Here is a 13,370-nt window from a genome sequence, read left to right on the forward strand (position 1 = left end):
GAATGAGGCATTCAGTTGCGGTTCAGCTTCGTTCTCCTATAAGCTGCCTGCAATGGCGGGAATGCCTTGCAAATGGCAAACAGGGGCGGTGGTGACACCGGAAACGCAATGTGGAAATCGCTGATCGCCGTGCCGGTCCTTCTTTCCATGGCCGGCAGCGCGCTGGCCGCCAGCGCCGTTAACAAGGACTCGGAACCGCGCACGCTGGTCGTGACCGAAGGCAGCAGCAAGCGTGAACTCACGCTTGGCGCCGGCGAAACGGTCGAATTCTGCGCCAGCGGCTGCTTCGTCACCCTGCCGAATGGCGATCTCGAAGCGCTGACCGGCTCCGAAACAGTCGAAATTTCGGGCGGCGTCGCCCGCGTCAAATAGGCCGAAGCGCCCTATCGCGACACGCCTGCTGAGAAATGACAAGGCCGGGCCCGCCCCGGCCTTTTTGCGGTCCGGGCGTTGTTGCCTCTCGGCAGGCCGCCCGGCCGGCCGCAACGGGCGAGGGCGTCGTCGCGCTGTATGCGGGGCGTGTCGCAAACAGGCTGCGGCCGGTCCCTGTCTCGCCCTATAGTCCCGTCGCAACAGCACTTTGTGGAGTCGCGGGCAATGGCAGGTTTTCCGGAAAAGGCGAAGGTCGTCATCATCGGTCTTGGCGGTATCGTGGGTGCGTCTGTCGCCCATCACCTGATCGAGCGCGGATGGGACGATATCGTCGGCATCGACAAGTCCGGCATCCCGACCGACATCGGCTCGACCGCGCATGCGTCCGACTTCTGCTACACGACCAGCCACGACTTCCTGTCCTGCTGGACGACCCTCTATTCCATCGAATTTTTCGACAAGATGGGCCACTATGCGCGTGTCGGCGGCCTTGAGGTCGCCCGTGTCGGCGACGACGCCCGCATGGACGAGATCAGGCGCAAGGTGGCTTCGGGCAAGGCCTTCGGCACCCGCGCCCGCCTCATCGAGCCGGCCGAAATCAAGGAAAAATTTCCGCTCATCGAAGAGGATATGGTTCAGGGCGGCCTCTGGGACCCCGATGCCGGCCTTGTCATCCCGCGTTCGCAGACGGTCGCCGGCAAGCTGGTCGACCAGGGCGTCGCTGCCGGCAAGTTGCAGGCCTTCGCCAACACCTCGGCGCGTTCGCTGGTCATCGAGGGCGGGCGCATAAAGGGCGTGGTGACCGACCGCGGCACGATCATGGCCGACCATGTGGTGGTCTGCGCCGGCCTGTGGGGCAGGCTGATCGCCGAGATGGCGGGCGAGGACCTGCCCGTCATGCCGATCGACCATCCGCTGACCTTCTTCGGCCCCTACAACGAGTTCGCCGGCACCGGCAAGGAGATCGGCTGGCCGCTGCTGCGCGACCAGGGCAACTCGGCCTATATGCGCGACACGGGCGACCCGAAGACCGCAGAGGGCGGCCAGATCGAGTGGGGCTACTACGAGGAGACCAACCCCCGCCTCGTTCATCCGCGCGACCTGCTCGAGAAGGAGGAGGCGCGGCTTTCGCCCTCGCAGCGCGACCTCGACATGGACCAGATCCTGGCGCCGCTGGAGCGGGCCATGGAACTGACGCCGATCCTCGGCGAACTGGGCTACAACGAAAGCCATTCCTTCAACGGCCTGCTTCAGGTCACTACCGATGGCGGCCCATCCATGGGCGAGAGCCAGAAGGTGAGGGGGCTGTGGTATGCCGTCGGCATCTGGGTCAAGGACGGCCCCGGCATGGGCAAGCTGATCGCCGACTGGATGACGGACGGCCGCACGCCCATCGACCATAACCGCATCGATTACAGCCGATTCCAGCCCTTCCAGCTTGAGGAAGACTTCATTGCCGCGCGTTGCACCGAAACGGCGATGAAGGTCTACAATCCGGCCGTTCATCCGCGCGAGCCGTTCTCCGGTGGCCGCAATATCCGCCGCTCGCCCTTCCATGAGCGGGAGAAGGAACTGGGCGGCTATTTCATGGAGTTGGGCGGCTGGGAGCGCGCCCATGGCTATGCTGCCAACGAGCATCTGCTCGAGAAGTATGGTGACCGCGTGCCGGTGCGCGCCAACGAATGGGACAACCGCCATTTCTGGCGCGTCTCCAATGCCGAGCATCTGGCGTTGAGCGAGGATTGCGGCATCATCAACCTCTCGCACTTCGCCATGTACGATGTCGAAGGCCCCGATCACGTGGCGCTGATGGAATGGCTGTGCGCGGCGAAGATCGGCGGCAACGCCAATATCGGCAAGGGCATCTACACCCACTTCCTCGATGAGGAAGGCATGGTGCGCGCCGATCTGACGGTGTTCCGCATGGCTGATCGCTGCCGTGTCGTCGATGGCGCCGACGCCGGGCCGCGCGACTTCAACTACATCAAGCGGGTGGCGCAGGATAAGGGTTTCGACGTCACCGTCACCGACGTGACCGAGACATACATCACGCTGGGCATCTGGGGGCCGAATGCCCGCGTGACTCTGCAAAAGGTGGTCGAGGATCCGGATGGGCTCTCGCAGGAGAATTTCCCCTTCGCCGCCATCAAGCCGATCCGCATCGCCGGCAAGGACGTGACCGCCTTCCGCATCTCCTATGTCGGCGAGCAGGGCTGGGAACTGCACATGGCCTATGAGGACGGGTTGGCCGTATGGGATGCGCTGCGCTCGACCGGCGTCATTGCCGTGGGCGTCGAAACCTATGCCAACACGCGGCGCATGGAGAAGAGCCTGCGCCTGCAGAATGCCGACCTGCTGACCGAATACAACCTGCTGGAGGCCGATCTTGCCCGCCCGAAAGTCAAGGAAGCGGATTTCTGCGGCAAGGCGAAACATCTTGAATACAAGGCGCGCGACCATCAGCCGGCGATGCTGTGCACGCTGGTGATGAGCGACAATGTCGATGCCAGGGGTGTCGCGCGCTATCCGGTCGGCAATATGCCGGTGATCGACCCGGCGAGCGGAGAGACGCTTGTCGACGAACTCGGCCGCCGCTCCTTCACCACCTCGGTGGCCTATGGCCCCACTCTGGCGAAGAACATCGCGCTCGCCTACCTGCCGTGGAGCTACTGCCAGGAAGGCCGCAAGCTGGCGGTCGAATATTTCGGCGAAACCTATCCGGTCGAGGTCGCCGCGGTCGGCTACAAGCCGCTCTACGACCCGGAAAACCTCAAGCCGCGAAGCTGATCGAGCAAGGGGTGGGCTGACGCCGCAGTCCATCCCACTCGCAAAAATGTGATGGGAGATACCGGGCGCCGGCAAGGGCCTTGCTTTTACCCGGATGCAATCTGGCGTAGTTTCAGGCCATGTCTGCCTTGTGGAACAATGCACGACATGCCTTGGCAGCCGGCGCGGCGCTGGCGGTCGCGGTCTTTTATGGCGCGGGAGCGGCCCAGGCGGAACCGGTCGATATCGAGTTGGTGCTGGCCGTCGACGTATCGCTGTCGATGTCGCCGGCGGAGCTGGAAATCCAGCGGCGCGGCTATGCCGCCGCTCTTACCCATGACAGTGTCCTTCAGGCCATCGCCGATGGCGCGCATGGCCGCATCGCCGTCTCCTACATGGAGTGGGCGGGCGTCACCACCCAGCATGTCGTCGTGCCCTGGACGGTGATCGCCAACAGGCAGGATGCGGAGCGGGTGGCGGCGCAGCTTTCCGTGCATCCGCCCAACAGCGCGCGGCGCACCTCCATATCGGCGGCGCTGGAATTCGGGGGCGACCTGTTCGCCGAAAGCGGTTTCGAAGGGGTGAAGCGGGTCATCGATATTTCCGGCGACGGCCCCAACAACCAGGGCGGGCCGGTAACGGAGATCCGCGACCGGCTGGTCAAGCAGGGCATCACCATCAACGGGCTGCCGCTGATGACCAATGGCGGTTTCGATTCCGGCTACGACATCGCCAATCTCGACCGCTACTATTCCAATTGCGTGATCGGCGGGCCGGGCGCCTTCATGATCCCGGTCAACGACTGGACCCAGTTCCCCGAGGCGGTGCGGCGCAAGCTGGTGCTGGAACTGGCGGCAACGCCGCCCCTGACCGAGCATGCCGAACTGTCCAACCCGCCGGTGATCCTGGCGCAGGCGATGTCGGACAGCGATTGCCTTGCCGGTGAGAAGATGTGGCGCAACCGCTACTGGATGATGGACGCGCAATAGGCTCCAGCCGGGAAGCCGCAGCTTCAGGCCGCGACCAGTTGCTTGCGGTCGACGCGCTCCTGCTGTGGCGAGCGTGCATAAAGCTCCCGGTAGCATTTGGAGAAATGCGAGGCCGAGACGAACCCGCAGGCGACGGCCACCTCCACCACGGGCATGGACGACTGGATCAGCAGATGGCGGGCGCGGTCGAGCCTGATCTCCAGATAGTACCGTGCCGGGGAACGGCCCATCTCGGAACGGAACAGACGCTCGATCTGCCGGCGCGACAGGTCGACATGATCGGCGATCTCGATCAGCGACAGCGGCTCGGAGAGGTTGGCTTCCATCAGTTCGATGATGGTCAGCACCTTGGAGTTCTGTACGCCGAGACGGGCGCGCAGCGGCAGGCGCTGGCGATCCGTGGGGCTGCGCACGCGGTCGGTCAGCACCTGCTCGCAGACCCGGTTGACGACGTTCTCGTCGAAATCCTCGCCGATCAGCTTGAGCATCATGTCGAGCGCGGCGGTGCCGCCGGCGCAGGTGTAGACGTTCTGGTCGACCTCGAACAGGTCGGCGAACACGTTCACCTTGGGAAAGGCTTCGGAGAAGCCCGGCAGGTTCTCCCAATGGATGGCGCAGCGCTTGTTCGACAGCAGGCCGGCGGCCGCCAGTATGTGGGCGCCGGTGCACAGGCCGCCGATGGCCACGCCGCGATTGTATTCCTCGCGCAGCCAGGCAAAGACCGACTTGTTGTAATATTTCTCGACGTCGAGGCCGCTGCACACGATGGCCATGGAGGGCCGGTCCGGCCCGGACATCTTCTTGCGCTCTTCCTCCAGCGAGGTGTCGACCGCGCATTCCACCCCGTTGGAGGCGCGCACCGGCTTGCCGTCGAGGCTGGCGAGGCGCCAGCTATAGGCTTCGTAGCCGAGCATGCGGTTGGCCGAACGCAGCGGGTCCAGCGCCGTCGCAAAGGCGATCATCGTGAAGTCGGGCACGAGAAAGAAGACGAAGGATCTTTTGATCGGCTGCTTTACGGCGTTCAAGGTACCCTCCCGGTGCCAAGGCGCGTGTGGAACGTCGCTTACAGCATAGCGTCATCAGGAAAATTATTTCCTGTCAATCGGGTAGGATGTCGGTAACAAGATATTTCGCCGGCTCGTCCCTGCTGGCGAGCCGGCGGAGGCCGCAAGTGCGGCAATAATGGCGTTCCAAGTATTGGCGGCAGCCATTCAGCCGTGCCTGGCCAAGATGCCGAGGCTGTTGGCGGAAGCAACCTCCATCGTGGTGATCCTTGAATCGGCGGCTTCCGGCCAACCGATGTCCTTCTGGATTTCCAATGGCAGGGCCCGCAACAGGCGCTCTGTCTTGTGGCGGGCGCGCGCCGTGGTGAAATTGTGCACGGTGCGGGTGATGAAGGGCAGTGCGAGCATGTCTGTCTCCTTTCTTCGCGTTTGGCGGCCCGTCTGCGGGAGGTGGCGAACCGCCGGCCCTGTCTTGATGGAGTTGACTATGAGGCGTGTTTGATGTTCAATCAAACGAAATGGAATGATCTTTGTGTTCAGAAATACTGAAGGTTGGATCGATGAACGCTCCCCTCAATCATCCCCTGCCGCTGCTCGATCTTGATGTGCTGCGCACCTTCGTGGCCATAGCCGAGACGGGAAGCTTCACCACCGCTGCAGGTTCGGTCTATCGGACGCCCTCAGCCGTTTCCATGCAGATCAAGAAGCTGGAAGACGTGCTGGGCCGTTCGGTGTTCTCGCGCGATGCGCGCTCGGTGAAGCTGACCACCGATGGCGAGATGCTGCTCGGCTATGCAAGGCGCATGCTGGCGATCAATCGCGAGGCGGTGTCCAAGTTCATCATCCCCGACATCGTCGGCGTGGTGCGGCTGGGTTCGCCGGACGACTACGGTGAGCGGGTGCTGCCGCATGTGCTGAAGCGTTTCGCCCAGTCGCACCCGGCCATCGCCGTCGATGTGACCATCGACCAGAGCGTCAACCTGCGCCGGCGCATGGACGACCGGGCGCTCGACCTGACCCTGCTGACGAATTCCTGCAAGGCGAGCGCCGACAGCGCTGAAGTGTTGCTCACCGAACCGATCGTGTGGGCCGGCGCCAAGGGCGGCTGCGCCCATATGCGCGAGCCGCTGCCGGTGTCGATCTGGGAAGAGGGCTGTGTGTGGCGGGCCGGTGCGCTCGAGGCGCTCGGCAGGGAAGGGCGCGATTACCGCGTCGCCTATATGAGTGCGCACACGGCCGGCCAGCGGGCCGCGATCATGGCCGATCTTGCGGTGGCGCCGCTGCCCAAGTCTTTCCTGGGCGAAGACATGGTCGAGCTCGGGCCTGCCGACGGCCTGCCGGACATCGGCAATTATTCACTGGCCATGGTGGTGGCGCCGGAGGCCAGCGCGCCGGTCAAGGCGGTTGCCGACCATATCAGGGCAACCTTCGAGGTGCTGCGCCAGACCGGTAAGCTCTAACCCCTGCGGCGGGCGGCGCGTTCCTCGCGCGAGCGGCGGCGCGGCGCGGCGCCTGCGGACATGTCGCCGTCACCCTCGCTCGGTGTCTTCCTCGGCGGCAGCTTCACCGCCTCGGAAAGCTTCGGGAATGGATCGACCTTGTTGGGCAGCGCCATGGCGTTGATGAAGAGCTGCTGGAAATGCGGCTCCAGCGCGGTCTCGATCTTCTCGATCTTCTTTACCTCGTCCTCGATCTCGCGCCGGTGGTCGCGGTTGAGCAGCGCCATCAGCGCCCCGGTGCCCGAAGCGTTGCCCACCGCCTTGACGTCGGCAAGGTCGCAATCGGGGATCAGGCCGAGCACCATGGCGTATTTCGGATCGATGAAGGAGCCGAATGCGCCGGCGAAGCGGATCAGGTCGACATGATCGATGCCCTGCTTTTCCATCAGCAGCTTGACGCCGGCATAGAGCGCGGCCTTGGCGAGCTGGATGGCGCGCACATCGTTCTGTGTGACGGCGATGCGGGGCTCGCCGTCGCGCAGCAGATAGGAGAAGGTGCGGCCGTTCTGGAAGATGCGCGGCGAGCGCGCGGCCATGTCGCCGTCGATCACGCCGTCCTCGGAAATGATGCCGGACAGATACATTTCCGCCACCACCTCGATGATGGCCGAGCCGCAGATGCCGGTGACGCCGACCGCGCCGGCGGCTTCCTCGAAGCCTGCCTCGTCGGACCATTTGTCGACGCCGATGACGCGGAATTTCGGTTCCAGCGTATCGGGATCGATGCGCACCCGCTCGATGGCGCCGGGGGCGGCGCGCTGGCCGGATGAAATCTCCGCGCCCTCGAAGGCCGGGCCGGTGGGCGAGGAGGCGGCGACGACGCGCGCGCGGTTGCCGAGGATGATCTCGGCATTGGTGCCGACATCGACCAGCAGCATCATCTTGTCCTGGCGATAGGGACCTTCCGACAGGGCCGCGCCCGCCGCGTCGGCCCCGACATGGCCGGCGATGCAGGGCAGGGTGTAAAGGCGCGCGCCACGGTTGATGTCGATGTCGAGTTCATGCGCCCAATAGTGCATGGCACCTGAAACGGCGAGCGCGAAGGGCGCCTGGCCGAGCTCGGTCGGGTCGATGCCGAGGAACAGGTGATGCATGATCGGGTTGGCCACGAACACGGCGTCGAGAATGTCGTGGCGGTCAACGCCGCCTTCCTCGCACACCTTGCCGATCAGGCCGTTGACGGCTTCGCGCACGGCCTTGGTCATGGCTTCGCGCCCGTCCGGGTTCATCATCACATAGGAGACGCGGCTCATGAGGTCTTCGCCGAAGCGGATCTGCGGATTGGGCGCGCCGGAGGAGGCGACGATGCGGCCCGAAAGCAGCGACACCAGATGCATGGCGATGGTGGTCGAGCCGATGTCGCAGGCGATGCCGTAGGCCTCGTTCTTCAACCCCGGCCACATGGCGATGATGAAGGGACGCGAAATGTCCATGTCGCGGTGGATGGCGACGGTGACGCCCCAGTTCTCCTTGCGCAATATGGCCTGCACCTGCGGCACGATATGGGCGGCGATCAGCGGGTCCTTCCAGCCCCAGTCCTTCTCCAGCACCAGCTTCATGCGGTCGAGGTCGCCCAGCGGCTTGTGCATGTCGGGCTCTTCCACCTCGACATAGCAGAGCTGGACCGCGGGGTTGCGGTCGATGTGCCGGTCGACGGCGGCCTTGCGCACCACCTGCGCGTTGATGACCGTGTCCTGCGGCACGTCCACCACCAGATCGCCCTGGATCGTGGCCGAGCAGGAGAGGCGCCTTCCTTCGGGCAGGCCGCGCACGCGCTCGTAGCGTTCTTCCTTGGGCCCCTTGGGCGATATGTGGTCGAGGGTCGAGACGATCTGGTGCTTGGCGAAATTGCCTTCCTGCACCTCGATCTGGCAGCGGCCGCAGGTGGCGCGACCGCCGCACACGCTTTCCACATAGACGCCGAGCTGGCGCGCGGCATCGAGGACTGGGGTTCCCACAGGAAAACGCCCGCGCTTGCCGGACGGCATGAACAGCACGAGTGGGTCGGTCTTGTTGAGCGGTGCGTTCAATTCCTGCCTGCCTGCTACCTGAATTGCTCTCATCCGGACTTCTTGCGGACCGGTTCCGCGAGAGCCCGGACGAGCATTAAATTATTTCCTAGCCCGCCGCCCGGCGCGCGTCGCGCCCACCGCGCCGGCGTCCGCCATTGCCGGCCGATGCCGCGCCATCGGCCGACGGCGCGTTGACCGCCACAGGCGCGGGAGCGACGTGGACACCCGGCTTGTAGTCCTTGTAGGTCTTGATCCAGGTCATGCAGTCCTTGTCCGTCCCGGCCAGCACGTTGGCGCCGCGCACGGCCTCCATTTCCTGGGGACGGCAAGGGTTCATGATGGCCGAGGTCATGCCGGCGCCGATGACCATGGGGATGAAGGCGGCGTTGATGCCGTGGCGGTGCGGCAGGCCGAAGGAGATGTTGGAAAGACCGCAGGTGGTGTTGACCTTCAGTTCCTCGCGCAGACGGCGCAGCAGGGCGAACACCTGACGGCCGGCATCGCCCAGCGCGCCGATCGGCATCACCAGCGGATCGACCACCACGTCATGGGCGGGGATGCCGTGGTCGGCGCAGCGCTCGACGATCTTCTTCGCCACGGCGAAACGCACGTCGGGGTCCATGGAAATGCCGGTCTCGTCGTTGGAAATGGCGACCACCGGCACGTTGTATTTCTTCACCAGCGGCAGGATGGCTTCCAGCTTCTCCTCCTCGCCGGTTACGGAGTTGACCAGCGGCCGGCCCTTGGCGACCTTCAGCGCGGCCTCGATGGCCGCCGTCACGGAGGAATCGATGGACAGAGGCAGGTCGACGAGATTCTGCACGATCTCCAGCGTCTGCACCAGAAGGGCGGGTTCCGTGGCGTTCGGATCGACGGCGGTGACGCCTGCATTGACGTCGAGCATCGTGGCGCCGGCGGCTGCCTGCTCCAGCGCATCCTTCTTCACGGTCTCGAAATTGCCCTCGATCATCTCGGCGGCGAGCTTCTTGCGCCCGGTCGGGTTGATGCGTTCGCCGATGACGCAGAAGGGCTGGTCGAAGCCGATGACGATTTCCCTGGTCGCCGAGGCGACGATCGTGCGGGTCATGCAAATATCTCCATTGAGAGTGTCTTGTTGAGCCTCGTAACGGCGGGCGCGCAAGCCGCCGGTTTCAGTGCGCGCTCTTGACCATGTCCACCTGCTTTTCGGTCACGTCTTCGCCGAGAATATGTTCCAGCCGCTCCGCGACAAGCGCATCGTCGGCGCGGGCCTCGCGCTTCCAGGGCCGGCGGCCCTTCAGCACGCCCGATTCATCGACGATCTCGGCGACATATTCCTCCTGCCGGTAGGCCATGACGTGCACGCCGGAAACGCCGGGGATTTCCTTCACCTCGTTGATGATGTCGATGCACAGGCGCTTGCCTTCCGCCTTCTGGTCCTGCGCGCCTTCCAGCCGCTTGATGACGGAGTCGGGAATGTGAATGCCGGGCACGTTGGAGCGGATCCACTTGGCCGTCTTGGCCGAGGCGAGGGGGCCGACGCCGCACAGGATGAACACCTTCTCGGTCAGGCCGAGGTCGCGGGCGCGCTGCATGAACTCCCTGAACATCGGCACGTCGAAGCAATACTGGCTCTGTACGAATTGCGCGCCGGCGGCGATCTTCTTGCCCAGATGTATCGGGCGGAAGTCGAAGGGCGGGGCGAAGGGGTTGACGGCGGCGCCGAGGAAGACCTGCGGCGGCGTGGTCAGCTTGCGGCCGGACAGGAACTTGCCGTTGTCGCGCATGACGCGGATCGTTTCCAGCAGCGACATGGAATCGAGGTCGAAGACCGGCTTGGCTCCCGGCTGGTCACCGGCCTGCACACCGTCGCCGGTGAGGCACAGGATGTTGGCCACGCCCATGGCGGCCGCACCCAGCACGTCGCCCTGGATGGCGATGCGGTTCTTGTCGCGGCAGGCGATCTGCATGATCGGCGCATAGCCCATGCGGGTCAGCAGGGCGCAGATGCCGACCGACGACATGTGGCAGTTGGCGCCGGAGGCATCCACGGCGTTGATGCCGTCGACCCAGCCGTCGAAGATCTTTGCCCGGTTGTAGACGTCCTCCGGATCGGCACTGTCGGGCGGATTGAGTTCGGTGGTCACCGCGAATTCGCCGCGCCGCAGCACTCGCTCCAGCCTGCCGCGCGAGGAATGGCCGGTCTGTGGCTCCAGCGGCAGGTGGGCGCCGGCCGGGTTTTCGTCGGGATGGCGGGAGGGATCGCTCATGCCGTGGCTCCGGGAGGCGATGCGGAGCGGGCCTGCTCGCGGGCGGCGGCCGCCTGGGCGGTGACGCGCAGCCAGGCCGAGGTTTCGCGCAGCGACTGGTCGACCGGGTTCTGCACGTTGAGGATGGCGTCGCCCTTCACCATGTTGCGCGAGCCTTCCCACGCCTTGACCCAGACGCAGGGTATGTCCGGCTCGACTTCGCAATTGCCGTTGGCGCGCACGCCGCCGCAGGGCCCGTTCCGCAACTGCTTGGGGCAGTTCATCGGGCACGACATGCCGGTCGAGGAGAGGATGCACTGGCCGCACATGCGGCAATCGAACATGAAGCCCTTCACCCGCTTCTCGACGAACTTGACCGGGGCCTCGACGCGGCCATAGCCGATCGCCTTCCACAGCGGATGCAGGGTCAGGAAGGTATCGGCGAAGCGGGCATAGACCCACTCCAGCAGGCGCGAATGGCGGATCGACCACAGCCGCACCGAATAGGAACGCTGCACGCGCCGTTGCGGCGACACGTCGGCCGGCTTGTAGTCGCTCTTCGGCGCGGTTTTCTTCACCATGGTCGCCTGCGTCGTCGTGCCTGTCGCCGTCGGCGGAATCACTGGCGGGGCATCGGTGGCGGGACCGGTCGCCGTGGTCGAGGCGGGCTGGATCGGGGTATCAGACATTTTCCCTGCCGCCGGCCTTGGCAAGAGCGACCAGCCGCTCCCGGTCATATTGCGCCTCGAGTTCCGCCGCCGCCTTGTCGGCCTCCGCATCCAGGTCGTCGCCGACCGGGACAGGGTCGGCCTTGCGCCATTCGGCGAGATAGTCGCCGCTCTCCGCCGCCCCGGACCGCATCGCGGCCATGTCGATCGCTTCGGTGAAGCGCAGTGACAACTCGCGCTTGGCGTTCTGGCGCCCCTTGCGAACGATGACCTGGGCGGGGATATCGCGCCAGTAGAGGACGACCAGATCAGCCATGGGCAGCACTCTTGTGTTTCGGCACATGTCCTTGGCCCTGCATCGGGGAGACATGCTCTGGCTCCGAGCATTGCCGCAACCGGCATGATCCCGCTTCTCATGGGACGACGCGCGACCATTCAAAAACGACGCTGAATGCGACATCGCTGAGCGTGATGCCGCAAAAAGGAAAACGGCTTGCCGAACTGCACGATGTGGCCCCGAACGCACCGTGGTCATGCCCGGTACGAACGGCGGGCTCAGAAGCTCAGCGCCGCAGTTCGAGGATGTCGAGCAGGGATTCCCGCTGGGGCCGGGGGAATTCGATCCGCCACTGGTCGGCGCCGGTGCGGAACGCATAGCCGACCTGATCCATCTCGGGATCGGCGGCATAGTCCACGGCAGGATCGTCGTTATAGCGAAGCGAGCCGAGATAGATGGCGCGCTTTTCGCCATCGTCGTAGAGGCGGCCGCGTGTGCGCTGCGAGCCGCTGGTCTTGTCCAGCATCCAGCCGGAGCCGTCGTCGGTTACCCGGCAGCGGAACCAGCCATAGACGACCAGTGCGCCGAGGCCGCCCGCCTTGATGGTGCGGCACTGCCAGTCGCCGGTCAGTTCCTTGTCAGAGAAACTCACGGTCGGACGGGCAAGGAGTTCGTCCAGCACGGCGACATCGGTGGGGTTACCGCCGCGGGCCTCCTTCAGCGCCGCCTCGCGCGTGGTTTCATAATTTTCGAGCCGGGCCTTGTCGGCGGCGGTAATGAGCCTTTGCACCTCGCCATCGGCAAGGGCCGGGGTGGTGGCGAGCGCCGAAGCGAGCGTCAGAATGGCAAGTTTCATGGTTCGTCCTGTCCGGTGCGCCCATCCGCTACCGAAGAAGTAGCCTGCGCGAGGCCGGGGACAAGATCGCCATAGCCGGTGGAGCGCCGCTCATAGGCAAGGCCGAGCATTCTGGCGGCGTTCTCGGCCACCTTGTCGAGCGCCGGATCGTCTGTCTGGGCCAGATAGATCAGCTTCTCGTAGTTGCCGAAATAGTCGGCAACCAATTCCGGGTGGCGGTCGAGGCCCAGCGGCTTGATGAAGAACGCCTCGAACTGCCGGCACAGGAAGTCGGTCATGTAGAACGACATCATGTCCAGGTCCCCGACCTTCGCGTAGGCCTCCAGCCCCTGATAGAAGGCAAAGCAGTGCGGCCCCGCCATGCGCTCCACGCCATGTTTCTCGCAGATGCGGTCAAGCAGGCCGCCGGTGCCGCAATCGGCATAGCCGACGAAGATGTGCCGGTAGCCCTCGGACCTGGCCTGTTCGATGGCCTCGTCCATGGCCGGCGCGATGCGGTCGGGGTAGAAGTGGTATTCCGCCGGCAAACAGGTGAGATCGAGGTGGCCGAGGCCGAGCTGCTCCTTAACGGCCAGCACCTCGCGCGCGATCATGCCACAGGCGATGACGAGCACCCGCTCGGGGCGGGCCCCAGGCATTCTTTCCTGTTTTTGCGCGGTTGCCATGGAACCAGTACGACCGCTTTTCGTTGGATTCAGG

General features: G+C 64.9%; 13 protein-coding genes. 4 read left to right on the forward strand and 9 right to left on the reverse strand.

Annotation, left to right across the window (positions count from 1 at the left end; translation table 11 throughout):
• Positions 1-108: 108 nt before the first annotated feature.
• From ABID37_RS01265 to ABID37_RS01275, 3 genes are all read left to right on the forward strand, one after another.
• Positions 109-372 (forward strand): hypothetical protein, encoded by a 264-nt coding sequence (locus tag ABID37_RS01265; protein ID WP_354192149.1) that lies wholly within the window; start codon positions 109-111, stop codon positions 370-372.
• Positions 373-597: 225 nt separating this feature from the next.
• A complete protein-coding gene (locus ABID37_RS01270) occupies positions 598-3,159 on the forward strand; it encodes a GcvT family protein (protein WP_354192150.1) in 2,562 nt (853 codons plus the stop codon).
• Between the two features lie 119 nt (positions 3,160-3,278).
• A complete protein-coding gene (locus ABID37_RS01275) occupies positions 3,279-4,127 on the forward strand; it encodes a DUF1194 domain-containing protein (RefSeq protein WP_354192151.1) in 849 nt (282 codons plus the stop codon).
• A 23-nt stretch (positions 4,128-4,150) separates the two neighbouring features.
• On the opposite strand, the gene ABID37_RS01280 is transcribed toward ABID37_RS01275, so the two are convergent.
• Complete coding sequence (locus ABID37_RS01280; RefSeq protein ID WP_354192447.1) at positions 4,151-5,089, reverse strand: GlxA family transcriptional regulator; 939 nt, start codon at positions 5,087-5,089, stop codon at positions 4,151-4,153.
• A 249-nt stretch (positions 5,090-5,338) separates the two neighbouring features.
• Positions 5,339-5,539 carry a hypothetical protein gene (locus tag ABID37_RS01285; protein WP_354192152.1) on the reverse strand — a complete coding sequence of 67 codons (201 nt, stop codon included), beginning with the start codon at positions 5,537-5,539 and terminating at the stop codon, positions 5,339-5,341.
• Positions 5,540-5,691: 152 nt separating this feature from the next.
• Between ABID37_RS01285 and ABID37_RS01290 the strand changes: the two genes are divergently transcribed.
• Positions 5,692-6,591, forward strand: a complete 900-nt coding sequence (locus ABID37_RS01290; RefSeq protein WP_354192153.1) for a LysR substrate-binding domain-containing protein — start codon at positions 5,692-5,694, stop codon at positions 6,589-6,591.
• Here ABID37_RS01290 and ABID37_RS01295 read toward each other — a convergent pair.
• The 7 genes from ABID37_RS01295 to ABID37_RS01325 form a co-directional block, all read right to left on the reverse strand.
• Entirely contained in the window at positions 6,588-8,693 is a 2,106-nt protein-coding gene (locus ABID37_RS01295) for an ASKHA domain-containing protein (protein WP_354192154.1), read from the reverse strand. The two genes, ABID37_RS01290 and ABID37_RS01295, sit on opposite strands and share 4 nt — an antisense overlap.
• A gap of 55 nt (positions 8,694-8,748) precedes the next feature.
• On the reverse strand, positions 8,749-9,729 hold the full coding sequence (locus tag ABID37_RS01300) for a methyltetrahydrofolate cobalamin methyltransferase (RefSeq protein WP_354192155.1): 981 nt from the start codon (positions 9,727-9,729) through the stop codon (positions 8,749-8,751).
• A 64-nt stretch (positions 9,730-9,793) separates the two neighbouring features.
• Complete coding sequence (locus ABID37_RS01305) at positions 9,794-10,891, reverse strand: methylenetetrahydrofolate reductase (protein ID WP_354192156.1); 1,098 nt, start codon at positions 10,889-10,891, stop codon at positions 9,794-9,796.
• The gene (locus ABID37_RS01310; RefSeq protein ID WP_354192449.1) at positions 10,888-11,451 is read right to left on the reverse strand and encodes a methylenetetrahydrofolate reductase C-terminal domain-containing protein; all 564 of its coding nucleotides are present in this window, start codon (positions 11,449-11,451) and stop codon (positions 10,888-10,890) included. The genes ABID37_RS01305 and ABID37_RS01310 overlap by 4 nt, the downstream gene beginning before the upstream one ends.
• Before the next feature lie 100 nt (positions 11,452-11,551).
• Entirely contained in the window at positions 11,552-11,854 is a 303-nt protein-coding gene (locus ABID37_RS01315; protein ID WP_354192157.1) for a virulence factor, read from the reverse strand.
• A gap of 247 nt (positions 11,855-12,101) precedes the next feature.
• Complete coding sequence (locus tag ABID37_RS01320) at positions 12,102-12,671, reverse strand: DUF4893 domain-containing protein (RefSeq protein ID WP_354192159.1); 570 nt, start codon at positions 12,669-12,671, stop codon at positions 12,102-12,104.
• Positions 12,668-13,309, reverse strand: a complete 642-nt coding sequence (locus ABID37_RS01325; RefSeq protein ID WP_354192160.1) for a DUF1638 domain-containing protein — start codon at positions 13,307-13,309, stop codon at positions 12,668-12,670. The genes ABID37_RS01320 and ABID37_RS01325 overlap by 4 nt, the downstream gene beginning before the upstream one ends.
• Positions 13,310-13,370 lie beyond the last annotated feature (61 nt).

It is taken from the genome of Aquamicrobium terrae, from assembly GCF_040545735.1.
GTDB classification, from domain to species: Bacteria; Pseudomonadota; Alphaproteobacteria; order Rhizobiales; family Rhizobiaceae; genus Mesorhizobium; species Mesorhizobium terrae_A.